At 38.2% G+C, this 26,128-nt stretch carries 21 protein-coding genes; 16 read left to right on the top strand and 5 right to left on the bottom strand.

Annotated elements, in window-relative coordinates:
• The first annotated feature begins 20 nt into the window (after positions 1-20).
• The 4 genes from HUJ22_RS01475 to HUJ22_RS01460 all read left to right on the top strand — a co-directional run bounded on the left by HUJ22_RS01475 (position 21) and on the right by HUJ22_RS01460 (position 7,539).
• Positions 21-1,850, top strand: a complete 1,830-nt coding sequence (locus HUJ22_RS01475; RefSeq protein WP_290872703.1) for a PAS domain S-box protein — start codon at positions 21-23, stop codon at positions 1,848-1,850.
• A gap of 135 nt (positions 1,851-1,985) precedes the next feature.
• Entirely contained in the window at positions 1,986-5,009 is a 3,024-nt protein-coding gene (locus tag HUJ22_RS01470; protein WP_290872700.1) for a two-component regulator propeller domain-containing protein, read from the top strand.
• 150 nt (positions 5,010-5,159) lie between these two features.
• Entirely contained in the window at positions 5,160-6,830 is a 1,671-nt protein-coding gene (locus HUJ22_RS01465; RefSeq protein WP_290872697.1) for an amidase, read from the top strand.
• A 28-nt stretch (positions 6,831-6,858) separates the two neighbouring features.
• Positions 6,859-7,539 (top strand): hypothetical protein, encoded by a 681-nt coding sequence (locus HUJ22_RS01460; RefSeq protein WP_290872694.1) that lies wholly within the window; start codon positions 6,859-6,861, stop codon positions 7,537-7,539.
• Between the two features lie 340 nt (positions 7,540-7,879).
• On the opposite strand, the gene HUJ22_RS01455 is transcribed toward HUJ22_RS01460, so the two are convergent.
• Positions 7,880-8,293, bottom strand: a complete 414-nt coding sequence (locus tag HUJ22_RS01455) for a fasciclin domain-containing protein (RefSeq protein WP_290872691.1) — start codon at positions 8,291-8,293, stop codon at positions 7,880-7,882.
• Between the two features lie 183 nt (positions 8,294-8,476).
• On the opposite strand from HUJ22_RS01455, the gene HUJ22_RS01450 reads away from it, so the two are divergent.
• From HUJ22_RS01450 to HUJ22_RS01430, 5 genes are all read left to right on the top strand, one after another.
• On the top strand, positions 8,477-8,917 hold the full coding sequence (locus HUJ22_RS01450) for an effector binding domain-containing protein (RefSeq protein ID WP_290872688.1): 441 nt from the start codon (positions 8,477-8,479) through the stop codon (positions 8,915-8,917).
• A 14-nt stretch (positions 8,918-8,931) separates the two neighbouring features.
• The gene (locus HUJ22_RS01445) at positions 8,932-9,429 is read left to right on the top strand and encodes a VOC family protein (RefSeq protein ID WP_290872685.1); all 498 of its coding nucleotides are present in this window, start codon (positions 8,932-8,934) and stop codon (positions 9,427-9,429) included.
• A 79-nt stretch (positions 9,430-9,508) separates the two neighbouring features.
• Positions 9,509-10,288, top strand: coding sequence for a S1/P1 nuclease (locus HUJ22_RS01440; RefSeq protein WP_290872683.1), 780 nt, complete (start codon positions 9,509-9,511; stop codon positions 10,286-10,288).
• A gap of 313 nt (positions 10,289-10,601) precedes the next feature.
• The gene (locus HUJ22_RS01435; protein WP_290872680.1) at positions 10,602-10,811 is read left to right on the top strand and encodes a cold-shock protein; all 210 of its coding nucleotides are present in this window, start codon (positions 10,602-10,604) and stop codon (positions 10,809-10,811) included.
• Between the two features lie 161 nt (positions 10,812-10,972).
• Positions 10,973-11,371: a DUF1353 domain-containing protein gene (locus tag HUJ22_RS01430; protein ID WP_290872678.1), complete on the top strand. Its 399-nt coding sequence runs from the start codon at positions 10,973-10,975 to the stop codon at positions 11,369-11,371.
• Between the two features lie 8 nt (positions 11,372-11,379).
• On the opposite strand, the gene HUJ22_RS01425 is transcribed toward HUJ22_RS01430, so the two are convergent.
• Positions 11,380-12,879, bottom strand: coding sequence for a carboxypeptidase (locus HUJ22_RS01425; protein ID WP_290872675.1), 1,500 nt, complete (start codon positions 12,877-12,879; stop codon positions 11,380-11,382).
• Between the two features lie 92 nt (positions 12,880-12,971).
• Positions 12,972-14,270 carry an aspartyl protease family protein gene (locus HUJ22_RS01420; protein WP_290872673.1) on the bottom strand — a complete coding sequence of 433 codons (1,299 nt, stop codon included), beginning with the start codon at positions 14,268-14,270 and terminating at the stop codon, positions 12,972-12,974.
• A gap of 307 nt (positions 14,271-14,577) precedes the next feature.
• Between HUJ22_RS01420 and HUJ22_RS01415 the strand changes: the two genes are divergently transcribed.
• From HUJ22_RS01415 to HUJ22_RS01400, 4 genes are all read left to right on the top strand, one after another.
• Entirely contained in the window at positions 14,578-14,787 is a 210-nt protein-coding gene (locus HUJ22_RS01415) for a cold-shock protein (RefSeq protein WP_290872671.1), read from the top strand.
• 85 nt (positions 14,788-14,872) lie between these two features.
• On the top strand, positions 14,873-16,066 hold the full coding sequence (locus HUJ22_RS01410) for a saccharopine dehydrogenase NADP-binding domain-containing protein (RefSeq protein ID WP_290872668.1): 1,194 nt from the start codon (positions 14,873-14,875) through the stop codon (positions 16,064-16,066).
• Positions 16,067-16,129: 63 nt separating this feature from the next.
• Entirely contained in the window at positions 16,130-17,218 is a 1,089-nt protein-coding gene (locus tag HUJ22_RS01405; RefSeq protein ID WP_290872665.1) for an acyl-CoA desaturase, read from the top strand.
• Positions 17,219-17,386: 168 nt separating this feature from the next.
• The gene (locus HUJ22_RS01400; RefSeq protein ID WP_290872662.1) at positions 17,387-18,679 is read left to right on the top strand and encodes a M20/M25/M40 family metallo-hydrolase; all 1,293 of its coding nucleotides are present in this window, start codon (positions 17,387-17,389) and stop codon (positions 18,677-18,679) included.
• 40 nt (positions 18,680-18,719) lie between these two features.
• Here the strand turns inward: HUJ22_RS01400 and HUJ22_RS01395 are convergent, their stop codons facing one another.
• Positions 18,720-19,763 (bottom strand): agmatine/peptidylarginine deiminase, encoded by a 1,044-nt coding sequence (locus tag HUJ22_RS01395; protein WP_290872659.1) that lies wholly within the window; start codon positions 19,761-19,763, stop codon positions 18,720-18,722.
• Complete coding sequence (locus HUJ22_RS01390; protein ID WP_290872656.1) at positions 19,764-20,636, bottom strand: carbon-nitrogen hydrolase; 873 nt, start codon at positions 20,634-20,636, stop codon at positions 19,764-19,766.
• 376 nt (positions 20,637-21,012) lie between these two features.
• On the opposite strand from HUJ22_RS01390, the gene HUJ22_RS01385 reads away from it, so the two are divergent.
• From HUJ22_RS01385 to HUJ22_RS01375, 3 genes are all read left to right on the top strand, one after another.
• Positions 21,013-21,588 (top strand): sigma-70 family RNA polymerase sigma factor, encoded by a 576-nt coding sequence (locus HUJ22_RS01385; protein ID WP_290872654.1) that lies wholly within the window; start codon positions 21,013-21,015, stop codon positions 21,586-21,588.
• Between the two features lie 81 nt (positions 21,589-21,669).
• A complete protein-coding gene (locus tag HUJ22_RS01380) occupies positions 21,670-24,204 on the top strand; it encodes a serine/threonine-protein kinase (protein ID WP_290872651.1) in 2,535 nt (844 codons plus the stop codon).
• Between the two features lie 284 nt (positions 24,205-24,488).
• The gene (locus HUJ22_RS01375) at positions 24,489-26,093 is read left to right on the top strand and encodes a phosphoenolpyruvate carboxykinase (RefSeq protein ID WP_290872648.1); all 1,605 of its coding nucleotides are present in this window, start codon (positions 24,489-24,491) and stop codon (positions 26,091-26,093) included.
• Positions 26,094-26,128 lie beyond the last annotated feature (35 nt).

Genomic DNA, 26,128 nt, shown 5'->3' with positions numbered 1-26,128 from the left:
GCAGCCAAGCTGCTGAACACATGGTTCAATATTTGTTCATAGATGAAAAGGCCGTCGGTAGCAAACCTACTATTTTGCTATCTATAAGCAGAGCTGCAAACAGAAAGCTCATCAGGAAGATTATACCTGAGCAATACCATGTTATTGATGGTCCGGATTCTTTCCCAGCCAATACTCAGTTTGATTTATGCATTACTGACCTACCAACGTTTCAGCTTCACAAAGCAGAATTACTAAATAAAAAGAATGAGGCTCAGCCGGTTTACCTTCCTTTTTTATTGTTGGTTGAGGACAATCGGGTGTTAAAAACCAATCCCGCCGTATGGGATATTTTTGATGATATTATTGAAGTACCGGTTCCCATGAAGATTTTAAGCCTTCGGATAAAAAACCAACTCCGCAGCCGACAAAATTCACTAAAAATTGCCCGGCAAAACAATAAACTGCGGATTCTTGAAAAAGCCATTCATTCTACAGAAGTAGGTATTTCTATAACAGATGAACAAAAAGAAGACAGCCCTATTATTTTCTGCAACGATGGCTTTGTTAAGCTCACAGGATATTCAAGAGATGAAATCATTGGAAAAAATTGCCGTTTTCTTCAAAATGATGACAGGGATCAACCTGCTATAAAAAAAATACACAGCTTTACCGAAAATGGAACGGCGGGATGTGCCATTCTGAGGAACTATAAGAAGGATGGTTCTATGTTTTGGAATGAACTTTCTATGGCTCCGATTAAAGATAATAACGGTGAGGTCACTCATTTCGTAGGTATTCAAAATAATGTCACACAACTCGTAGAAACCCAGCAGCAGCTGGAGGAAGAGAAAAATCTTCATCAGCTCATTGCGAGTAATTCCACCGATATGATTTCCCGGCACTCCCTGGATGGTACATATCTATATGTCAGCCCGTCCTGCAAGCAAGTTTTGGGTTACCACCCCGAAGATTTAATTGGCAAAGATGCCTTTGAATACTTTCATCCTGAAGACATCAAAAAAGTTAAAGCCGCACACAAAGAACTCAAGGAACGTAAACAAACGAAGCCGATTACATACCGCAAAAAAACCAAAAGCGGTAAGTATAAATGGGTGGAAACTATTACCCGTATTTCCTTTAATTCTAAAGATAAATCGCTGGTAGAACTCCAATCCTCTACCCGGGATATCACCGAGCGAAAAAAGTATGAGTATGATCTTGAAGAATCATTGCATGAAAAAAATGTATTGCTTCAGGAAATTCATCACCGCGTAAAAAATAACCTGGCAGTCATCTCAGGCTTACTTCAAATTCAGCAATTTGAAACCAATGATGAAACACTCAACAAAATTCTCGGAAACAGTGTTTCTCGTATTAAATCTATGGCACTCATCCATGAAAAACTGTATAGATCTAAATCATTGAGTCATGTGAAATTTGATGAGTATATTAATGGGCTGATTTCTACCATTCTAAATTCGCACGATTATTATAATGATAAGATTAAAATAGACCTTGAGTGTGACGGTATAGTATTAAATGTTAATCAGGCAGTTCCGTGTGCACTCATACTGAATGAAATCATTTCCAATGCTATTGAACATGCTTTTGTGGGCCGGGATCAGGGTACTATTTGGGTAAGTTTTAAAGAAGTAGATGGTCAAATATTGGCCTCCGTAAAAGATAATGGAATTGGCATTCCGGAAGATCTGATGGAGAGTAAAAGACAATCAATGGGGTTAACTATTATTCGGACACTCATTAAACAATTGAACTCAAAACTTGAGGTCAAAACCGAAGATGGTACTGAATTCTGCTTTACTTTTTCCCTGAAAGATATGAAAGGGGCGCATAGCAGGTTTATATAAGAGGAAGATTTTTAATATCTATAAATAAATTACAACCAATGTTTATTTGTCTGATAATTAATTAAATTATATTTAATAATATCCTATGTGAATGCGGTGCAACTAATTACGTTGCTGTTAATAAGACACTTTTTAATGAATTTTTTATCAAACTCTTATCTTCTGTATGGTTTTGCACTGTCCTTCTTGATATCATTTCCATTAAATGCCCAACAAAATTTACCCAATGAATTTGAGCAGCAGTATGTACTAAACAATTGGGATAACACCAGCGGGCTTCCTCAAAATACGGTATTCAGCATTACTACAGACAGTGTCGGCTATTTGTGGTTGGTGACGGAAGAAGGTTTTGCCCGCTTTGACGGAATGAATTTCAAGATATTTGATGAAACTAATATTTCCGGACTGGAATCTACCTATTTCCTGGATATTGGACCTTCCATGCAAGGTGGCATATGGGCGGCTAGCCGAAGAGACATTGTAAAAGTACAAAATCAGCAAACTTCAGTATTTCATTTAGGTGATTTTTCAGAAGACCAAATCACTGATATTGCAGAAGGTTCGGATGGACGTATTTGGGCTGGGACCAATACCGGACAGTTGTTTACCGTAAAGAATGATTCACTGAAATGGATGGAAAATTGGGAAGCCCGGGAGTCAGGTTCAATTATGACTATTGAAGCCCAAAACCCTTTCATTTATGTGGGTACCAATAATGGGTTGTATAAAATAAATGAGCTTTCCGGTGAAATCACCTCCCTCCCCTTGTTTCAACAAAAAATTATTCGGTCAATCTTTATTACAAAAGAGCAAGAGCTTTGGATTGGAACTGCTGATCATGGTGCATTCCATTTTTCAGAAGAAAAGAGCACACAATATAATACCGAAGATGGTTTTCTTGAAAATACCATTAATGACATTGTGGTTGACCACGAAGATGAGGTTTGGGCTGCAACCGCGAGTTCCGGCTTGTACAGATTGGAAAATTCAATCTTTACCCGGGTCAGTGATTTTGAAACCCTAGAGGATGATATACGCAGTATTCATATTTCTGAACAAGGCATTACCTGGTTAGGCACTACAGGGTCCGGTTTAATACAGCTTAAACCTGCTGACATTTATACCTTACCCAAAAAATATACTTTATCCTCTTCTATCATTTTACCCATTTACCAACATCCAAACGGGGAAATTTGGATTGGTACTGCCGGCAGTGGTGTAAATAGGTTAACAGGAGATACTTTCACGCATTACTCCCGGGATCATGGTTTAACCAACGAAATTATTCTAAGTATCTACGGTACTGAAAATTATATATATGTGGGGACAGCAAATGGGTTGAATAGATTTAACCTCCGGTCAAATACTTTTGATAAATCCTACAGTACCAATGATGGGCTTGCAAGCAATATCGTGCAAGCAGTATTTGAATCTAAACAAGGAGAGCTTTGGGTTGCTACCCGTCAAGGAGGGCTCCATAAAATTGTAGATGGCAGAATAGTGCAGGTTAAAGTGCCTGAAGAATTAAAAAACGCTGAGTTTCTAAGTATCTACGAAGACAGGGATGAGAATTTATGGATAGGCACCAATGGTATGGGTGCCTTAAAATTATCCCATAATGGCAATATGAATATTTTTACAAAAGAAGACGGCTTGCCAACCAATATAGTTTATCATTTTTATGAAGATAAAGATGGTTCGGTTTGGGTAGCTACTAACGATGGTTTGAGTGTTATTCTTGAAGATACTTTGTTGTCGTTTAACAAAAGCAATGGATTAAATAGTAACGAAGCATATTATATAGCCGAAGATAATAATGGCTTTTTATGGATGAGCAGCAACAGCGGACTCCAAAGAGTAGATAGCAAAGAGTTTTTAGAAGCTAAAACAGATCCCAACCACACGTTCTCGGCTCGTTTGTTTACTCAAAACGATGGTATGCCTAATTCGGAAGCAAATGGTGCAATTTTTCCGGCTGCCTGGAAAATGCAAAATGGCCAGATCTGGTTTCCCACGGTTAATGGTGTTGCTATTGCAAATCCTGATTATTTGGTTAATGCCGAACAATCCGTCAACATTCAATTTGAAGCTCTGCGTTTTGCAGGAAAAGAGATATTCGGGGAAGAAAATATTACCATACCGGCAGGTATTACTTATTTGGAAGCTGATTACACCAGTATTGATTTTCTTAGTCCCGAGGACATCAATTATGCTTATCGCATAAATGAATTAAGTGATACCTGGACTAATGTAGATGATCAAAGAACCATTCACTTAGCCATACAAAACCCGGGTACCTACACGCTTGAAATCAAAGCAGAAAAAAATGGCATGGGGACAGATGTTGTAGTTCAGTTATTTACTGTAAAACCTTTTTTTCATCAAACATGGTGGTTTCAATTTATTGCGTTGGCTTTTCTTTTTGGGTTGGGATACCTGGTAAATCAGCTACGGTACAATTCAAAAAGATCAGATGCTTTGAAAAATATGGTCGACTTAAAAACCAAAGATCTTAAAATTGCTCTTAGCGAAAAAGATGTATTATTGCAGGAAGTGCATCACCGGGTGAAGAATAATTTGGCTATTATTTCAGGATTGCTCCAGATTCAACAATTTGATTTGGAAGATGAAGCTCTGAATAAAATTCTGGGAAACAGTGTTACCCGAATAAAGTCCCTGGCACTGATTCATGAAAAATTATACCAATCAGAATCACTGAGCAATATTGAATTCCGGTCTTATCTCAAAGACTTAATTAAATCTATCAAGAAATCTTCAAGTATATACAAAGAAATAGAAATTCATATTCACTGTGATGAAATTATAGTTAACGTGAACCAGGCCGTTCCTTGTGCCCTAATCTTAAATGAAGTCGTCTCAAACGCTTTGGAACATGCTTTCCAAAATCAAGAATCCGGTAATATTTGGGTAAGTGTTAATAAAAACGGTGATGAAGTTACCTTTTCAGTAAAGGATGATGGTATAGGAGTATCTGAGCAAGACTACATGAACAGCACCAGCATAGGCGCTACTATTATCAAAACACTGATAAAACAATTAAATGCCAGCTATGAAATTACTAAAGAAGAAGGCACCAGTGTTATTTTTTCTTTTCAATTACAAGATATCCAAGGGGCCCATAGTCATAAAGTCATTTAGCTTTGCGTGAAATTAGAATATTGACGCTTTGCAGCTTGGTAACATTAAACAAATAATTCCATATCAAACATTGACTTAGTGCCTGTTTCTGCTAATAATCCACATTATAAGAAACAGGACATTGTAAGTAATATAGTTTAGAAAGGAATTATGAAAAAGTTCAATAAAATCATACTCTTCACCGGAGGCATTGCCTTTGGTTTTTTGCTCGCATTTACCTTGATCCAGGACAAGGACGCACCCATCACTTCTGAAATGATTCAAAATGCAGCTTCATTAATTGGGCTTGAGTTTACTCAAACTGAACGGGATACGATGATAGCATCACTTGAAAATACCCGTGAGGATCTGCAAACCCTACGAGCTTTAAAACTTGATAATGCTATCCCTCCGGCCCTTAATTTCAATCCCATTCCGGCCGGAAAGAGATTTGATTTCCAACAACGTGCACAGGTCTGGGATTTACCTGAAAACGTAGAGTTGCCCGAAAACAGAAATGATTTGGCTTTTTATACCATTGGAGAGCTGGCTTCACTTATCAAAGATCGAAAAATTTCTTCCGTTGAATTAACTGAGTTTTTCCTGGATCGTATTGAACGACATGACGATAAACTTGAAGCTGTTATAACGGTTACCAGGCAGCGGGCACTGGAAAAAGCCGAACAAATGGATGTGGAGCTGGAAAGCGGTGTATATCGAGGTCCGCTCCATGGAATCCCTTACGGGGCTAAAGATCTATTAGCAGTGAAAGGTTATAAAACTACTTGGGGAGCCGCACCTTTTAAAGAGCAGGAAATAGATGAAACAGCTACCGTAATAAATAAATTAGATGATGCCGGTGCTGTGCTTATAGCTAAAACAACATTAGGTGCTTTAGCTTATGGAGATATTTGGTTTGGCGGACGTACAAATAATCCCTGGAATTTAGAGCAAGGATCCAGCGGATCTTCTGCGGGTTCAGCTTCAGGCACAGCCGCCGGACTGTTTCCTTTTGCCATTGGGACGGAAACATTAGGCTCTATCGTCTCCCCTTCAACCAGAAATGGAACTACCGGCCTACGCCCTACATACGGTCGTGTAAGCAGGACCGGAGCTATGGCTTTAAGTTGGACGATGGACAAGGTCGGCCCCATCACCCGGAGTGTCGAAGATGCAGCCTTGGTTTTTAATGCTATTTATGGCTCAGACGGTAAAGATCAGACTATTGTAAATCTGCCGTTCAATTATAAAGCAGACCGAGATATAACAACACTTAAGATCGGATATCTCAAATCAGCTTTTGAGCAGGATTATTGGAATAAAGGACGTGACAGCCTTGTACTTGAAACTATGAAAGATCTTGGGGTTGAGTTGATCCCATTTGAACTTCCGGAATTTAATGCCGGCCCGCTAAGAATAATCTTAACCGCTGAAGCCGCCGCCGCTTTTGATCAACTTACCCTTACCGATCAGGACGACCTGATGCAGTGGCAATCTCCCAATGCATGGCCAAATACCTTCCGTGCCGCTCGTTTCATTCCTGCAGTGGAATATATTAATGCAAATCGTGCCCGTTATGAGCTGATCCAAAAGATGGATTCCGTGATGCAGGAGGTAGATGTCTATATATCACCTTCGTTTGGGGGTGGAAATTTATTAGTCACAAACTTAACCGGTCATCCCAGTGTAGTTTTACCCAATGGTTTTACCGAGAATGGACACCCAACCAGTATTACCTTCATAGGTGATTTATTTGATGAGGCAACCGTTCTTACTGTAGCCAAATCTTATCAAGAGGCTACCGACCATCATAAAAAACATCCTCCACTATTTGTGGAATAATCTTCGGCTAACTTTTAAATGTGAAAGCATGAATTTGAAGAAACATTATAACCAGCTTTGGGATCATTCTGTCCAAAAATTTGAGTCCGGTAATGAGGAAACGGATCCTCTTATTGATGATGTAAATGATACAAGATATGGTTTAACGCTTCTTGCTCGTCCTTCCGTTGAAGTAAAACACGCTATTTCAAAAATACAGGAAGAGATTAAATTGGTAGCTCCCGAACAATACTACTATCCCGTCTCCGATATCCATATTACGGTTTTATCCATCATTTCTTGTGAGGCGAGCTTTGGATTATCGCAAATTGATTTACGTGAATATACCAATCTAATAAAATCCGTATTAGATAAAGCCAGCCCTTTTGAAATTTCATTTCGGGGGCTTACAGCTTCTCCCTCTGCCATCATGGTTTGTGGATTTCCGGCAAATGATACACTTAACGATATCAGAGATAGCCTCAGAAAAGCATTCAAAAAATCATCTATCGAACATACCATCGATAAGCGCTATCTGTTACAAACCGCGCATATTACAACGATGAGATTCAGAAATAAGCTTAAACACTCCTCCTTATTTATTAAAAAAATTCAAGCTTTGAATGAACAACTGATCGGCAGCAGCACAATACATTCACTCGAACTCGTAGGAAACGATTGGTACCAAAGAGAGGCGAAGACTGAATTAATAAAGAAATTTCAGTTATAAATTCAGGGACATAAAAAAATCGCCCGGAACACTTTTTTATATTTTTTCGGTTTGAAAAGAATACAAAAACAAGGCCGCGGACTTTAATTTCGACCTTCCCAACGATTATACCGTAGTACTTTCGTTGATTGTGTTCACTAATTAATTAGCATAATTTTAAAATTATTGTCAAGCCCGAAAAGCAAGTATTTTCCCACAACTTTCCCACAAAGTTATCCACATTTTAAAAATTTCCTTTTTGGAAAACAATAAGATTCCAGAACATTATTTACGTAAAAAACCCGGCACCAAGCCGGGCTTTTACCTTGAAAATTAATTGTCAAAATCCAAAAGGATCAGGTTAGTCCATCAGTACTTCATTAATAATATGCACGGTTCCGTTGCCGGCTTCAATGTCACCTTTAGTTACATTTACAGACTTACTTTGCTCTACGTCAGCGGCAGCAACTTCTCCATTAAACAAATGTCCAATTACCACATTTTTTAATTCCTGTGGATTCTCTTTAAGAGTTTCTAAATCGGTATCCATTTCTTTAAATGCTTTATCAGTAGGGGCCAATACTGTATACGGCCCTTCTTCTTTAAGAAGCTCATCTAACTCTGTTTCCTCAAGCAGTTCGGTAAACACGGCATGGTTATCGCTGTTCTTTACAACTTCAAGTACGTTTTCTTGAGCCTGAACAGCACCAATACCAACCAGCATAGCTATTAAAATTGCTGCGAATCCCTTAAGTACATTTTTTGAAAAATTCATAATAACTCCTCTCTTTAATTAAAAATCAGGCTGAATACTTAGCCAATATTTCTAAATTCAAAGCGAAACAATTATATATTGTTCCTGTTTGAATAATAGTTTTACGAGGGTTTACAAAAACAAGGTTATTTGAGTTAACCTTGAGAATTAACACTCAGACAAATATCCTTCAACAAAAAGATTATGCAGATTATAGAGAAAGAAGCCTTTTGGGTCACAGGTATTACCGTTCAAGCCAAATGGAATGAATTGTGGGAAAAAATGCCCAAAGCCTGGAAAGAAATGTTTGAGCGCTATAGTGAAATTAAAAACCGGAAAAACGATGTGTTACTGGATATCAGCCTGGAAGTGAAAAATGATATCTATACACAATTTATTGGAACAAAGGTTACCGGAGGAAATGAGGATACTCCGGAAGGAATGAAAACTGTCCATATACCGGCTAAAAATTATATTCATCAAAAACACCCCGGGCCTTTAAAAGAAATAGCCACCACTTTTGGTGAAATATATGACTGGGCTAAAAAAAACAATATAAACACAGGGAATTTTAAATTAGATATCGGATACTTACCATCCGGTAATGAAAATTACCATGATTTATATGTTGAGATCAAAAACTAAATACTTTTGGTACTATGTCTATTGAAGATAACTATAAAATTCCCGATCAAACTCAAATAGGGCACGTCCACCTGAAAGTAGCAGATTTACAGCGCTCTCTGGATTTTTACTGTGAATTATTGGGTTTTGAATTAATTACCACTTACGGTGATCAGGCTGCATTTATCTCTGCCGGAGGATATCATCATCATATAGGACTGAACACCTGGCAAAGCAAAGGAGTACCCCCTGCTCCAAAACAAAGCGTCGGTTTGTTTCATACCGCTATCCTCTACCCATCAAGAAAAGAGCTTGCTAAAATTTTAAAACGCCTGATGGATAAAAAATACCCGATTTCAGGAGCTTCAGATCACGGAGTTTCCGAGGCTATTTACCTGGACGATCCTGATGAAAACGGAGTAGAATTATACCGGGATCGCCCTAAAAATGAATGGCCGCGTAATGAAGACGGGTCCATAAATATGTTTACCAAAACTTTGGATGTGCAAAATTTACTGGGTGAACTGAAATAAGTTATTTTATAATAATTACTGAATTGTAACATACAGGCTGTTATCTTTCGTCTCCAAATTTTAATCAATTTCCTTCATCATGACAAAGCTTATTACCCTCCTTTCTATTTTTGCATTAGGATTTACTTCAACTGCCAATGAAACCCTTCGCTGGGGACAAATAGGCCATCGCACTACCGGTCATATTGCCGAACAATATCTCACTGAAAAAGCGGCAGCAGAAGTACAGCGGGTATTAGGGCATGAATCTTTGGCTGAAGTCAGCACCTGGATGGATGAGGTCCGTTCGGATGGAGGATATGACCATATGGTAACCTGGCATTATGTTACCATCCCCGAAGGCGAAACATATGAAACTGCTAAAAAAGAAGAAGACGGCGACATCATTTGGGCCATTAATAAAATGACAGAAGAACTTAAAAAGGGTGGCATGAGCGCCAAACGTGAAGCTGAAAATTTAAAAGTATTAGTTCATCTGGTTGGTGACTTACACCAGCCGCTGCACGTCGGTAATGGCACAGACCGAGGTGGAAATGATGTGCGTGTTGAATGGTTTTGGGAAAACTCTAATTTACACCGTGTTTGGGACAGCGAAATTATTGACGATAAACAGCTCAGTTTCACTGAACTCTCAAGCTTTATCAATCACCCTACTGAAAAGCAAATTAAAGAATGGCAGAGTAGCTCCGTACTTGACTGGGCTTATGAATCAAAAGCTCTGTTACCTCAAGTATATGACATACCGGAGAATAAGGAGTTAAGCTACGAATACAGCTATAAAAACTGGGATACTGTTCAGATGAGGTTACTCAAGGCCGGAATTCGCCTGGCCGGCTTGATCAATGAGATTTATGATTGATTGATAGTTGACAGGATGATAGTACTTAAATTAGGAAAAATAGGTTCGCAACTGTCTCAATCTCGATTAACATTCACCCTGTCAACTCTCTGCCTGCCCAAATAAAGTTTGTTATTGGCCGGAAATAACGAGACCTTGAGGACACAAATTAAAGGCAACATCGGTATTTTCTTATTTAGTACAGTAATAGTTTCCCCTTCTTAGTTTGTATAACTAACAATTAATTCTCACAGCCGATTTAAGAAATGAAGTATGCTCATTTATTTAAGCATACAGTACACTGTGCCTGTGAAACAACACTTATATTTTTATTATGGAATACGGTAAAGTAAAATGGTTCGATACTCAAAAAGGTTTTGGGTTTATCCAACCTGATAATGGTGAAAAAGACATCTTTGTTCACCGCAACAACATTGAAAACCTTGGATTTAACGAAGGTATCAATGACGGCGAAGAAGTTGAATTTTCTGTGGAAGAAACGGATAAAGGCCTTAGCGCCACTGAAGTTTACATCCTCGAATAATTCACCATTCGATGAAATTAAAAGCCCGGTTTCGTAAGAAATCGGGCTTTTTTTATTACATACAATATGCTCTTCTCTCCCCTCTTTTTTTATATAATATTTTCTTGATTCAACCCATTTTATCTGATACTCTTTCCTAAATGTTAATTGAGATCGGTAAAATGATTTTATATAAAAAACGCAGAACCTATAAATACACAATGGTTGAGTCTTATTCCCGAAAAGTAAAAATCTATCCTCCAAATAAGATTGGAAATAATTTTCTCTATTTAACAGAGGAAGGACACTTGTTCCTCTCTGAAGGGTACTCATGGGACGGGCCCAGCGGGCCAACTATCGATACCAAAAATTTTATGGAGGGCTCATTGGTTCATGATGCTCTATACCAATTGATTAGAGAACAATATCTGGAACGAAAGCATCGAAAATATGCGGATGAACTCCTTCGTGAAATGTGTGTCAATGACGGAATGAGCCGAATAAGAGCTTTCTTTGTTTACTGGGGTGTTCGGCTTTTTGGAAAAAAACACACTAAACCAGACACATTGAAAGCTCCCTGATATCGTATTTAATACTTAGCTGGCATTCCCTCTTCGGGAATAGAGTTTCTGATAAACTCCCTGATGTCTTCGTTAGAAGTGGTTAAATCCTCTGCTCGTAAATACATCATATGGCCGCTTCGATAACCTTTGAAGGACAACCGGTCTTTGAGTTTCCCGCTGGGGTCTAGATTCCACATCGTGTATTTGGCATCAAAATAATTCGTTCCGCCATCATAATATCCGGATTGTACCATAGTGTGTAAAAATGGATTTTGAGCCATAGCAGAACGCAGGTTCTCGCCTGTATTGTCTCGGCTTCTGTCCCATGGGTGAACCGGACCAAAAGTCCAATACCGAAGATCAGTCTCATATCCCAATACATCTCTCAAGTAGTGGTTAATCGCCGGTGTAAAAGCATGATTCCAAGCCGTAAGAGCCGGATCAAAATCATAACGCTCTCCCCCGTTTTCGCGATCTATGCCACGATATCTTGAGTCAAGCCGGCCAACGGTTAAACTCTGATCACGAAGCAATTCTTTCCAGAAAAAAGAAGTGGAGATACTTAGGTTTCGGTCTAAAACAGCTTGTTTTGAAATACCAGAATACAAAGCCACTTTTTCTGCTATCTGCTGTTTTTCAGCTTCCTCTATAAAACCGCCTTTAGCAAGTGCCGGTATATATTCATTAACGGTAAACCCTTCTACTTCCGGCAGTATTTGATCCAGATCTTTTTGCTGGAGACTGTTGTCTAATGCATTATGGTACCAAGCTGTTGCAGCAAAATATGGCAATGGAAGAGCATCCCCTACCGGTCCGCCGCGTTCTATTCCCAATCCGGTAGGAGAAACCAATATCACCCCATTCAGATACATCCAATGAGCTGACTGAAGCTGGTTTGCCAACCCTGATACCCGTGTAGTTCCATAACTTTCGCCAATCAAATATTTTGGGGAAGGCCACCGATTTTGCCGTGAAACAAAAGTATCTATCCAATCAGCCAAATATTCAACATCAGCATTTACCCCAAAAAAAGTTTCCCTTTTAGCCTCTTCATCTATAATCCGTGAGAAAGCTACATTTACCGGGTTCACAAAAATAATATCAGCAACATCAAGAATGGAATTGGGGTTATCCTTGACTCCATAGGGTTGAATCGGGAATCCCTCGTCATCAATCTTTAACAACTTAGGACCTGTGTATCCAATATGCATCCAAACTGAGGCAGAACCGGGGCCACCATTAAATGAAAATACAAGCGGCCGCTTGGTTTTATCTTTTACATCCGATCGTTCATAGTACGTATAAAATAACGAGGCAATGGGTTTTCCATCCTCATTCCAGACCGGTTGGTTTCCTACAGTAGTTGTATATGGAACGCGTTGTCCTTTTATCGTAACTTGATGCTCGGTGGTTTTACTCCAATCAACTTTTGATACTCGTTCATTGTTATTTTCCTGAGCCACTACTGAAACACAGAAGAGCATAAGTGCGATCAGAAGTAAAGGCTTTCGTATCTTTATAAGCATATTTGTAAATGGTTAATTATTATTTGACAACTGTGTAGTTAGTAAATAATGAAATCAAATTATAGTCAAAAACAGTAAAATCTATTTTCCATTCAACTATCCGGCACAAGTTGAGCATCCATTCTAAAACTGAGATTCTTGACTGTTGAATCTCTTTCAACCTTCAAGGATATTGTTTTACTTTTTTTATACTGAAGGTAATTGATTAGGTCATTCATCTTGAGATCTACTGCCCGTGTTCCATTTATCTCTCTGATGACATCACCTTCTTTTACACCTGCTGAAAACGCCGGTGAGCCTTCCCTTACATAGGCCACTACATAAAACGGGAGATCGGGAACAGGCGTATAAACTTCTATGCCGCTGGTATTAAAATAAAATTCATCATTGAAATCACTATTTCTACGGAGATAAAGCAATTCGTTCCCATAATTAAAGATCACTTTAAATCTTCGGAAAATATCTCCTCCAATACTGCCTTTTCTATCCTCAACCCTCAGAACCCTTCGCACAGAATGACTGTCAGGAAATGCAACTACCGGCTCTTCAAAAATAAATTCTCCAACTTTCATTGATTGTACCCGCCCAAGCTCTCCGGTTACTTTTCCGCTCAAGCCGGTGCCGATAATAGAATTTATGGTTACATCAGGTACTTTAATACTTTCATCCATAGACTCATATAAAGAAAATGAGTTACTGGCTCCTGTATCGAGGAGCAACCGAAGGGGTATAAATTCATCTCCATTTTTATGTTTATATCCTACATTAAGGTACGATTTATTGTCTTGCACTGACATGGGAAGCTCATACCATTTTCGATGTTCGGGTAGCTCTTTGAATTTTTCCTTGAAATTATTGGGCTCGTAGATCCTTAGTAATTTTCTACTGTAGTTAATTTCAACGATAAAGCTTTCGAAAAAGTCGTGCCCTAATATTCCATGGATCCTGGTTCCCATAAAAGTATCAAGCTGAAAGACATCTTGCTTCAATAATAGAATTTCTGCATTTACCGCCCTTATTCTATCTCCAATCTGAATGGTATTATCTAATGACTGAAATGCTTCAATTGCAGTTCCCTCTCCAAGACCTGCAAGCCGTACCGTATTTACATTATTCAAATAAAGTTCTTCATCATATAAGGAAGTAATTATATTCCCAGTCGCCCCTGAATCCAGAATAAATTTCATGGGAACAGAATTATTTATATGCACCTCTACCACTATAAGATTATTAATCAGTTTAAAAGGAATGGTTACCCGCCGGTCTTTATTTTGAGTAATCTCGAATATATTAGGGGTAGATTCCTGCGCATACAGGATGTTAGAACCTGCTAACAGAAGCAACAACAACACAAGGACACAAGATTTTTTAAAAGCTTTTAGTATAATCACTGGATTTAGCCTAACCTATTAGCATTTTTATAACGCAGTTAAACACTCAATAATATGCAAAACTAACTGATACTTAATAGCTAATCTGAAATTAACATTCACTTTTTTGGTATTAATTATATAAAAGCAGATATTATAGGTGATGCAAAATGTATGGTAAGAATCAGTATTAGTATTTTCAGTATAGTATTTGTTTCCCCTCTATAGTTTGTACAACTAACAATAAATAAGCAACTACACTTAGTATAGCTTTGATCAATCTCAAAACTATAGCATGTGGTTGCACTCAATACAACACAACACAATTATGGAATACGGTAAAATTAAATGGTTTGATGCACAGAAAGGTTTTGGTTTCATCGAACCTGAAAATGGTGGAAAAGACATCTTTGTTCACCGCAACAACATTCAAAACCTTGGATTTGAAGAGGGGCTTGCTGATGGCGAAGAAGTAGAATACGACGTTGAAGAAACCCCTAAAGGCCTTAGTGCCGTGGAAGTTTCTCGAGTGAGCTAATTCTAGCCAACGAGACTTTAAAACCCCGCACGTAATTTATGTGCGGGGTTTTTTTATATCTGTGAATTCCATTTATAATTTAATTATGCCTCCAAAACCTTTTGATATTATCCTGATAGGTGCTACCGGATTTACCGGTAAACGAGCGGCACAATATTTAAAGGATCATACACCGGACACCCTGAAATACGGTATTGCAGCTCGAAATCCTGACAAACTTGGCCTAATAGCTGAAAAACTGAATTTTGCTAAAAACCAGTGTTTTACTATAGATACTACCATTCGGGAGCAAGTAGAAACGGTCGTAAAACAAGCCCGAATCATCATAACAACGGTTGGGCCTTTTTCTTTGTACGGAGAAGAAGTAATTGCAGCTTGTGCAAAATTTGGCACTCACTACCTGGACATTACCGGGGAAGTTGGATTTATAAAGAAAATGAAAAACAAGTACGAAAAATTAGCCAAAAAGACCGGGGCAAAACTTATTCCCTTTTCAGGGTTTGACAGTGTACCTGCTGATATCGCAGCATTTCTATTGAGTAAAGAGTTTGATTGTCCTGAAAAATTAGATATCAGAGCTTATTACAGTATCAGTGGTGGCTTTAATGGGGGAACGATCGCCACTATGATGAATAAATTTGAGACCGGTGAATACAAGAAAATGGCTGATCCGAAATTGTTAATTGATAAAGGAAATCAACAAATTCATACTCCTAAACGATCTCATTTTTTTGGTTACGACAAAAAAATTCATCGGTGGTCTGCCCCTTTTATAATGGGATCTATTAACTCAAAAATAGTTTATAAAAGTGCTTCAATGATGCATGATACAAAATTTTGTTACGCCAAAAGTATTTCATATAGCGAACACTCTTCCCTGGGAAAATGGTATAATCCTATTCCATTTATTCTGGTTTCTATCGTCTTGCTTTCAATTACGGTTTTAGGGCCTAAAAAATGGTTTCGCAAACTCTTACAAAAAGTAATGCCTGCACCCGGAGAAGGGCCATCTGAAAAAAAAATTGAAAAAGGTTATTTCAAAATGACTGCTTTTGCAGATGATTATGAAGGAAATAAAACGAAGCTCCAAATGTCATATCCGGGAGATCCAGGTAATAAATCAACCGTTTTCTTTTTGTGTGAATCAGCTCTATGTCTTCTTGAATCAACAGATAAAGATTCTCAAAAAAATGGTTTTTTAACTCCGATTACTGCTTTTGGGGATGCATTGATTGAACGAATGACTTCCAAGGGGTTATTCATTAAAATGAATCCCTAAATAATTTTCTCTTACTTTATGTGTATTTTAAAATTCAATGGTTAACCATTAACAGAGGTATCTGTGAGTGTAAATAAAGTTACGTTCAATAATAAGATTGATAAGGAATTCAGCCGGACAGTTAAAAATAGGGTGGATAAATACTTTGAAGAAAACAGTCTTTCAAAACATGCCAACTTTTCAATGGTGTTAAAAACCATCACACTTTTAGGCCTTTATTTTGGAGCCTATGCTTTAATAATGACGGGGCAATTTTCTTTAGGAACGATGTGGTTGTTGAGCATTGTAATGGGGGTGGGAATGGCCGGAATCGGGTTTTCAATCGCTCATGATGCCCTGCACGGAGCTTATTCATCTAACAGCACTGTAAACTATTTTTTAGGGCTTACTTTTGATTTGATGGGGGCCAATGGATATATCTGGAAAATCACACATAATATTATTCACCATACCTACACCAACATCCACGGACATGATGAAGACCTTGAAGTAGCAGCCTTCATTCGGTTGTCGCCTCATTCTGAGCACAAATCGATACACAGGCTTCAGCATATTTTGGCTTTTTTTGCCTATAGTTTTGCCACTTTTTTCTGGGTTTTTGTTAAAGATTACTGGTATTTCTTCAAATCGCCATTGGGACCTTATGAAAATAAAAATCATCCGGTTAAAGAATGGATTACTTTAATTGTAACAAAGATAATCTATTATGGGTATACGATTGCCCTTCCTCTGATGCTTTTAGACATTACATGGTACCAATGGTTAATCGGGTTCGTAAGCCTTCATCTTACAGCGGGTTTTATTTTGGGAGTTATTTTCCAGCTTGCACATGTGGTTGAAGAAACCATGCATCCCGAACCCAATGAAGATAATGTCATTAAAAATCACTGGGCTATACATGAAATGATTACCACCAATAACTTTGCCAGGGATAATAAACCTTTATCTTGGTATATAGGGGGGCTAAACTTCCAAATTGAACATCATCTTTTCCCAAAAATTTGCAGTGTTCATTACCCCGATGTGAGTCTTATTGTTGAACAAACAGCCGGGGAATTCGGGATCCCATACAATCATCATAACACTTTCAGGGAAGCTGTTGGTTCTCATTACCGCACATTGAAAAAATTTGGAAACCCAAATTTTAAATAAAATTAATAGCGCATAAAATTTCTCTCTCACATCGCTCATCCTGTGTTTAAAACAATAAAAAAGCTAATTTTTACAGAGCTTTACGCCCTTGTATCATTTTTTTTCAAATAGGTTGAAAAAGGTTGCTTAAAATTAGGCTGTATTAACGAAAAATCACTAAATAACTACATGTATCACTCTACGTTGGTAATGCTGTTAGTAACAGCTGGCTTGCTGATTTCATCGTGCAACACACGCACTGAAGTCACTGAGCAAAACGTATCCCGTATTATACAAACCCTTAGTTCCGATGAGATGAAGGGGCGGCATGCCTTTGAAAATGAGATAGAGGATGCTGCAGATTTCATAGCTAATGAATTCAAACAAATCGGACTCTCTCCCCTTCCCGGTAACACTGATTTCCGGCAGAATTTCAGCCTCTATTCCATAAAACCGGCCGAAACTACTGTTAGTATTAATAATGAGGAACTGGATAGCAAATATTATTTCGGTATGGCTAAGACAGAACAAATAAACTGGGAAACAGGAGATACAGATTTAAAATATATTTCGAAAGAAGATACCTACCGTGAAAAATTTCAAGAATTCACTGAAGACTCAAAATCTTCAGTGATTGTAGTTTCCAAAGCTCATTCTAAGTGGTTTCACAGATATCGTTCTTACTACACCCGGTCCAACTTTGCCTTTGAGTTGGACATGCAGCCAAATGACGTCTTTGTTTTGTATGACAAACGAATACAAAATATGAGTATCCATTTAAAAAATGATATAGAAACGATTGACTTGTTTAATGTAGCCGGGATGATTGAAGGTGAAAAAACAGATGAAATTGTACTATTCTCTGCTCATTATGACCATATTGGTGTCATGTCGCCTGTACGTGGAGATTCAATTGCCAATGGTGCCAATGATAATGCCTCAGGAGTAGCCGGGGTAATTGAATTGGCTCGTTATTTTGAAAACCGTTCAAAACCTCAACGAACCTTATACTTTGTAGGCTTTACTGCAGAAGAAGTAGGTGGGTATGGTTCCAGGTATTTCTGCAAACAGCTAAATCCAAATGAGATTGTGGCTATGATCAATTTAGAAATGATTGGCAAACCCGCTATTGAAGGACCCAATACGGCTTGGATAACCGGTTTTGAGTATTCTTCTTTGGGAGAGATTTTGCAAAATAATATTCAGGATTCCGATTTTGAATTCTACCCCGACCCTTATCCCAATCAAAATTTGTTCTACCGGTCAGATAACGTAACACTGGCCCGGCTTGGCGTACCTGCCCATAGCATTAGCACAACACCCATTGATATAGATCAGGATTACCACCGGGTTACAGATGAGTTTAATACATTACATATCCCACACACTACAAATACAATACAGGCAGTTGCAACTGCTGTTGAGGCAATTGTTTCAGGTGAAAAAACCCCGACCAGAATTCCCATTGAATCGGTCAATTAGACACTCATTCTGTTTCTACACTGTAGGAGCATAATTTACACTAGATGCCGTACCATTGTTGTGTAATACAGTGGATGGCCCCCTGTCCCCACACCAAATCAGCACAAGGAATACCAATAATTTTTCGCCCCGGAAAATATTTACTAAGAAGATGAAGAGCCTGATTGTCATATTTCTTATCATAAACGGGTACTAAAACCACTCCGTTGGCAACATAAAAATTTGCATAACTTGCCGGCACATATTCTGAACCATCTACCGTAGTACCCTCAATTTTTGTCTTGGGAAGGGGTAATGTTTCAATATTCAATGATTTTCCATTTTTCAGCTTCGTAGACTGAAGTATTTTAAGATTTTCCTGAAGCACCTCATAATTGACCTCACCTTTATCCTCACAGATCATAGTGAGAACGGTATCTTCATTTAACCAGCGGGTTATATCATCTATATGGCCGTCTGTATCATCTCCGGCCAGGCCTTCTTTTAGCCATATAATTTGATCAACTCCCAAGAATTTTTTCAACCTTTTCTCAATATCTGCTTTGGTAAATTCCGGGTTTCGATTTTCATTTAGTAATACAGACTCTGTAGTCAACAAAGCTCCATTACCATTAACATCTATGGACCCGCCTTCCAGTATCATCCCGGGTTCAATCCGCTTCATTCCAAACTTAGCGGCTATAAATTCAGGAATTGCATTATCATCTTTCCATGGTGGATATTTCTCACCCCAGGCGTTATATCCCCAATCGGTGATCACATATCTATCACCTTCCTTAACAAAAATAGGCCCACAATCTCTTGCCCAAACATCGTTTATTTTTTGTTGATGTATAAAAACCCGATCCAGCTCAACAGCCCTGAGTGAAAGTTTCTGCATCACATGGTTTCTGACTTTAAGATTCTCTACGAACAGATGAATGGGCTCATAGAAATGGAGTTCCTCAATTATCCGACAATACACTTCTTCTACCCTCTCCAACCGTTCACCCGGCCAGGTTTTTCGATTTGAAGGCCAATGAAGTTGTGTAGCTGAATGACGATGCCATTCGGGCGGCATTAAAAAGGCTGGTTTAGAGCTCACTTAATCATCCACTCTTTTAAGAATTGGCTTATATAAATCAATTCTGCGATCTCGAAAGAAAGGCCAAGTTTTCCGGTGCTTTTCAATAGCCCCTAAGTCAATTTCCGTAATCAATATTTCTTCCTTATTTCCCGCTTTGGCCAACACCTGGCCGAAAGGCCCGGCTATAAATGAGCCGCCCCAAAATTTTGAACCTGATTCTTTACCTACCCTATTTACTGAAGCCACAAAACAGCCATTTGCAATGGCATGGCTTCGTTGTATTATTTCCCAGGCATCCTGATATTCTTTTTGTTCTTTTTTTCCTTCGGAAGAAAGTGTACCAATAGCAGTTGGATAAAATAAAATATCAGCACCTTTTAAGGCCGTGATCCGGGCTGCCTCAGGATACCACTGATCCCAACAAATCAGGGTCCCTATTTTTCCAAATCGGGTATCAAATACCTTAAACCCTGAATCTTCATCGCCGGGAGTAAAGTAATATTTTTCATAAAACCCCGGGTCATCAGGAATATGTGTTTTACGGTAGCTGCCCAAAACACTCCCATCAGCATCAATGACAACCAAGGAATTATGATAAACACCCTTTGCCCTTTTCTCAAAAAAAGGCGCGATAATTACAATACCCAGCTCCTTCGCTAACTCACTCAAGCTCTGTACTAAATCTCCGTTCACCGGCTCCGCCCAATTAAAATACTCCTCATTATAGTCTACACAAAAATAAGGGGTATTAAACAGCTCTTGAAGGCAAACAATATGCGCACCTTTCTCGGAAGCTTCTCGAATTAATCCCATTTGTCGATACAAATTATCCTTAGGATTTTCTGAGGCAGTTGTTTGTACTAAACCTATAAATATTTTCTCTTTTTCCATTCTGCTATATGCCTTGATTTAGTATTAAATTATGGAAAGTAATCACCAAAAGATTGTATAAAAATGAGGCAGACAATTATTTTCGCCCAAAAAACCGTGTGTATTTGATTCCTGCACGGGTGAGCCTAAAAATAAATTTCAATTAAATATTTTATTTACCATGTAATTTCCCAATCCGGGATAATTAAAAAAGAAATCCCCCTGTCTTTATTATCTATGCTAATTAAAATTTAACCGACTCAAAAACTATCTTAAACAGAATGTATCAAGAATTGAATTCAAGGCTAAGTTTCTTTATATAGTTTCCTTAAAATTTTTACTGTTGCCTGCAACATAGCACTCCAATAACGTTAACGAGTTGTAAATAAGTTATTAAATGAAAAAAGCAGAAGTAACCCAGCTTTTAGTGCGTCTGAAATCAGGGGAAAACGAAGCCTATGATGAATTATACCCACTTATTTATGGGGAATTGCGGAAATTGGCTTATGGCCATATGAAGAGACAATCAGCTGATCACACCTTATCAAAAACCGAGCTGGTTCATGAAGCCTACTTAAAAATGATTGATCAGACTAAGATCAATTTTAATGATAAAACTCATTTTTTAGCGATTGCGTCTAAATGCATGCGCCAAATACTTATTGATCATGCCCGCAAGAAGCATGCTCAAAAACGCGGAGGTAATAATAAAGACGTTACTTATATCGATGAAATATTTGCAGTACAAAAACAAAAAGCTCAAGAACTCATCAATATTGACACCGCTTTAAAAGAACTGGAAACATTAAATAAACGCCTTGCAGAAGTTGTAGAAATGCGTTTTTTCGGGGAGATGAGTATTGAAGATACAGCCCACGCTTTGGGAATTTCAAAGAGTACGGTAAAACGAGACTGGATGAAAGCACGTGGATGGCTCTACAAAGAATTGAAAGGAAAGTTTAAACTCGATTGACTTGGGCTCAATTACTTTTGCTATACGTATTCCTTGATAACAGAGCTGGCTAAAACTAAAAAGACTGCTACCTATTTATATATGAGTGAATCCAAGTGGAAAAAAATTGAATATATAATTGATCATGTTCTCGATCTGAAAAAAAAAGATCGAAATTCATTTATTGAACAAACTTGCGGGGATGATCCCAATCTCAAAAATGAAGTCTATCAACTGCTTGAATCAATTTCGGATTCTGAAGGCTGGCTGGAAGATCCCGAAACCTTTAAAGAAGGTTTATTTGAAGACCTGTCTGAGGATATTAAACAAATTTCAGCTCAACAGTCATTAATCGGCACCACACTTGGCTCATATACAATTAAAGAACAAATTGGAGAAGGTGGGATGGGAGCAATATATCTCGCTGAACGTTCGGATGGAGAATTCAAGCATCAAGTAGCTGTAAAAATTATTCGTAACGGAAGGGGTACTAAAGAAAACATAAAACGATTCAAAAGAGAACAGCGAATACTTGCCCGGTTAAATCATCCGGGTATTGCCCACCTTTATGACGGCGGTGTAACTAACGATGGGTTCCCATATATCATCATGGAATATGTTGATGGCATGCCTATAACCGAATATTGTATTATACATCGGTGTACGATTAACCAAAAAATTGCCCTTTTTAAACAAGTTTTGGAGGCGTTACGAAATGCACATGAAAACCTTACCATACATCGCGACCTCAAACCCGACAATATTCTGATAGACCAATCCGGCAACGTTAAAATTCTTGATTTTGGAATTTCCAAACTGTTGCTGGATGATGAGGATACCATATTAACCAAAACAGGTTCCCGGCTGTTAACCCCTAGATATGCAGCACCCGAGCAAATCCGTCAGGAAAATATAACGACTGCTACCGATCTCTATGCTCTGGGTGTGGTATTATATAAATTGCTTACCGATTCTGATCCTATTGATTTGGACGATCTTACCCAATATCAGGTAGAGCAAGCCATAATTTCGGAAGAGCCAAGCAAGCCAAGTAATAAAGTCTCCGATCCAAAACTCAAAAAACAGCTTCAAGGCGACTTGGATGCTATTGTCCTGAAATCTATTAGAAAAGAACCCGACTCAAGATATAGAGTGGCAAATGATTTTTTAAAAGATCTGAATAATTTTCAGGAAGGCCTTCCAGTGTCAGCTCAGGAAGATTCTTTTAGATATCGTTCTCTAAAATTTATAAAGCGTAACAAGCAGGGTATTAGTATCGCCGCCGGAATTTTAATTTTGATTGTATCTTTTACCGGTTTTTATACCAATAGAATAACTCAGGAAAGAAATACCGCTCAACTGGAAGCCGAAAAATCGGAAGAAATCAGCTCATTTGTAATTGGATTACTTGAACAAAATTACCCTGAAAATTCAAGAGGTGATACCATAACTGTTCGTCATATCCTTGATAAAAGCATCCGAGATATTCAAGATATTGACAAGGATCCCCAGGTAAGGGCAAAGCTTCTGCAAGTGATCGGGCACGCATATAATACCGTTGGCGAACCAAGAAAAGCAAAACCCATACTAGATCAATCCATTCAAATATTAGAAGAAGCGGGTGCTAAACACACTGATTTGGCACATACGTATAATGTAATGGGTGTCATAACCCGGGATCTGGGTAAACTTGATTCATCAAAAATTTATCTTCAGAAGGCCGTAAATATGTTTCGCGAAGTTGAAGAAACAAATATGCCGGAGTATCCCAAAGCTTTAAAGAACTTAGCTTATGTACTCAGGTTAAATTCCGAATATGAGCAAGCATCCGTTCTTATTGAAGAAGCCTTGAATATTGAATATAAAATTTATGAAGTTCCGGATGTAAATATTGCTGAATCCGTTTATATACTTGCATCCATACATCGATATTTGGGGAATTATCAGGATGCTTTAGAGTATCAATTTACATCACTGGAAATGCTTGAAGCCATGATTCAGGGGCCGCACCCGGGTATTGTTGCTAATCTTTCAAACATAGGAACTTTATATAAAATATTGGACCGGAAAACAGATTCAAAAAAACATTATAAAAAGGCACTCGCCATGGCTGAAAATCTGTATGGACCTAATCATCCTGAAGTAGCGAATCTCTCTTCTAATATTTCCAGTATTTACATAGAAGAACATAAATTTGATTCAGCAAAAACTCTAATTGACAGATCTGTAGCCATCACCGGTAACATATCAGGCATGAAAAGCTCTAAATATGCCCACCATTTAAGAAAATATGGCACACTTTATTATCAAAAAGGAGAATATATCAAGGCGGATTCTATTTATTCTGCAGTATTAAATATTTTCCAATCCAGCTACAAACCGAATCATCCTGAAATCGCCAGTGCTAAAACTAATATGGCAAAAGCAGCACTGGCTCAAAATGAGCATGAAAAAGCTCAAGTTTTATTAAAAGAATCTCTCTCAATCAGACAACGCAATTTCCCAAATGATCATCCTCTGATACAAAGTAATATTCATAACTTAATTGATGTACTCAGGCAAATTAATTTAAATACAGAAGCAGATTCTTTTCAAAACCTTCTTCTTCCTGAAGATAAAATTGTTGCCGAGATATAATTGCCTTTCTTGGGTTACTGCTTTTTAGTCAAACCTTTATTTGATCTGTATTTTTTTCGAGAATTAACTTTAAACTTCAACAAATAAAGCTTTAAATTTTCATTATATCTTCATTATAGACGATCATATTTAGGTAATTTATTAAAAGAGCATAAGTATGAAAAGCGCTTCCATATAATTCCATAAATGCCTTCATTATTAACCATTATCATTCATAAAGGTTAAAATTCACAGATCAAATGCTTACCTTCCTCACTCCTTAAAAAAACAACAAAAAATACAGCATGAGCGTAGATTATAAGTCGCATCCAAAAAGTAAAACAGGACTCGATTATCTGGGTCTAAACGAAAACGAAAATGTATTTTGGAATCTTTCACCGGCTGAATTATATGAACAGGCAATTATCCGCGGCGAAGCCATCCTCACTAAGGATCATGCTTTAAGAGTACTGACCGGGAAATATACCGGACGTTCTCCTCAGGATAAATATATTGTTGACCAACCCTCCATTCACGATGATATCGACTGGGGTGAAATCAACCAACCCATTTCCGAAGAGATTTTTGACAAGTTATATGAAAAGACTGTTAATTATCTAAAGGATAAAGATTTATTTGTTAAAGACCTTTTTTGTGGAGCCGATGAGAAAAATCGCCTGAATGTTCGGGTTGTCAGTGAAGCAGCTTACCATGGATTGTTTTCTCATAACATGTTTATCCGTCCTTCAGAAGAAGAACTTAAAAACCATGAGCCTGAATTTACCGTCATGGCAGCGCCACATTTGCATGCCAACCCTGAGGAAGACGGAACCCGCACCAGTACCTTTATACTTTGTAATTTTGAAAAGAAACTTATCATCATTGGTGGTACTCTGTATTCAGGTGAAGTAAAAAAAGGTATTTTCTCAGTAATGAATTATCTCCTTCCCAAAAAAGGAGTCATGGCCATGCACTGCTCTGCTAATCATGACGAAAATGGTAAAACTGCCGTATTTTTTGGTTTATCAGGAACAGGGAAAACAACGCTTTCGGCCGATCCTGATAAAACATTAATCGGTGATGACGAACACGGCTGGAGCGATGAGGGAACCTTCAATTTTGAAGGTGGCTGCTATGCTAAAACCATCAATCTTTCCGAAAAGAACGAACCCTTGATTTACGCTACGACAAAAATGCCGGGTACCATCCTGGAAAATGTTGTTTTAGATGAAAATCGCGAACCGGACTTTGATGACGTGAGCCTCACTCAAAATACCCGTTGCTCCTATCCCCTGGACTACATTCCAAATGCCAGCGAAACCGGGAAAGGCGGACATCCTGAAAATATTATCTTTTTAACAGCCGATGCTTTTGGCGTACTCCCTCCTATTTCCAGACTTACACCGGAGCAGGCAATGTATCATTTCATAAGTGGATACACTGCTAAAGTTGCGGGAACAGAGCGTGGAGTAACTGAGCCACAAGCCACGTTCTCAGCTTGTTTTGGAGCTCCTTTTATGCCATTACATCCTACTGTTTATGCTGAATTATTAGCTGAAAAAATCCGCAAACACGGTTCCAAAGTTTGGTTGGTAAATACCGGATGGACCGGCGGCGAATATGGAACCGGCCATCGCATGAAACTACCTCATACAAGACGTATGTTGGCAGAAGCCATTGCCGGTAATCTCAACGATGTGGAGTATATAAAAGACCCTGTGTTTGGAGTTCAGGTTCCTACCTCAGTTGATGGTGTGCCTTCTGATGTGCTTATCCCTCGTTCAACCTGGGCTGATAATGATGCCTATGACGCTAAAGCCAAAAAGCTGGCTCAAATGTTTCTAGACAATTTCAAGCAGTTTGAAGATGAGGCGAGTGAAGAATTATTAGCCGCTGCCCCTATTGCATAAAACTTAATTAATTAATTAAGAAGTTTATCTTCAAA

Source organism: Gracilimonas sp. (assembly GCF_014762685.1).
Taxonomy (GTDB): Bacteria; Bacteroidota; Rhodothermia; order Balneolales; family Balneolaceae; genus Gracilimonas.
The sequence above is the reverse complement of the archived record's forward strand: the minus strand, read 5'-3'. Positions and strand labels throughout refer to the sequence as shown.

Bases quoted from the DNA above. Each gene is read 5' to 3' on its own strand.
- HUJ22_RS01385 (WP_290872654.1), top strand. From the start codon at position 21,013: ATGAAAAAAGCAGAAGTAACCCAGCTTTTAGTGCGTCTGAAATCAGGG.
- HUJ22_RS01410 (WP_290872668.1), top strand. From the start codon at position 14,873: ATGCCTCCAAAACCTTTTGATATTATCCTGATAGGTGCTACCGGATTT.
- HUJ22_RS01430 (WP_290872678.1), top strand. From the start codon at position 10,973: ATGATTTTATATAAAAAACGCAGAACCTATAAATACACAATGGTTGAG.
- HUJ22_RS01455 (WP_290872691.1), bottom strand. From the start codon at position 8,293: ATGAATTTTTCAAAAAATGTACTTAAGGGATTCGCAGCAATTTTAATA.
- HUJ22_RS01450 (WP_290872688.1), top strand. From the start codon at position 8,477: ATGCAGATTATAGAGAAAGAAGCCTTTTGGGTCACAGGTATTACCGTT.
- HUJ22_RS01460 (WP_290872694.1), top strand. From the start codon at position 6,859: ATGAATTTGAAGAAACATTATAACCAGCTTTGGGATCATTCTGTCCAA.
- HUJ22_RS01435 (WP_290872680.1), top strand. From the start codon at position 10,602: ATGGAATACGGTAAAGTAAAATGGTTCGATACTCAAAAAGGTTTTGGG.
- HUJ22_RS01440 (WP_290872683.1), top strand. From the start codon at position 9,509: ATGACAAAGCTTATTACCCTCCTTTCTATTTTTGCATTAGGATTTACT.
- HUJ22_RS01465 (WP_290872697.1), top strand. From the start codon at position 5,160: ATGAAAAAGTTCAATAAAATCATACTCTTCACCGGAGGCATTGCCTTT.
- HUJ22_RS01400 (WP_290872662.1), top strand. From the start codon at position 17,387: ATGTATCACTCTACGTTGGTAATGCTGTTAGTAACAGCTGGCTTGCTG.
- HUJ22_RS01475 (WP_290872703.1), top strand. From the start codon at position 21: ATGGTTCAATATTTGTTCATAGATGAAAAGGCCGTCGGTAGCAAACCT.
- HUJ22_RS01425 (WP_290872675.1), bottom strand. From the start codon at position 12,879: ATGCTTATAAAGATACGAAAGCCTTTACTTCTGATCGCACTTATGCTC.
- HUJ22_RS01415 (WP_290872671.1), top strand. From the start codon at position 14,578: ATGGAATACGGTAAAATTAAATGGTTTGATGCACAGAAAGGTTTTGGT.
- HUJ22_RS01375 (WP_290872648.1), top strand. From the start codon at position 24,489: ATGAGCGTAGATTATAAGTCGCATCCAAAAAGTAAAACAGGACTCGAT.
- HUJ22_RS01380 (WP_290872651.1), top strand. From the start codon at position 21,670: ATGAGTGAATCCAAGTGGAAAAAAATTGAATATATAATTGATCATGTT.
- HUJ22_RS01470 (WP_290872700.1), top strand. From the start codon at position 1,986: ATGAATTTTTTATCAAACTCTTATCTTCTGTATGGTTTTGCACTGTCC.
- HUJ22_RS01445 (WP_290872685.1), top strand. From the start codon at position 8,932: ATGTCTATTGAAGATAACTATAAAATTCCCGATCAAACTCAAATAGGG.
- HUJ22_RS01390 (WP_290872656.1), bottom strand. From the start codon at position 20,636: ATGGAAAAAGAGAAAATATTTATAGGTTTAGTACAAACAACTGCCTCA.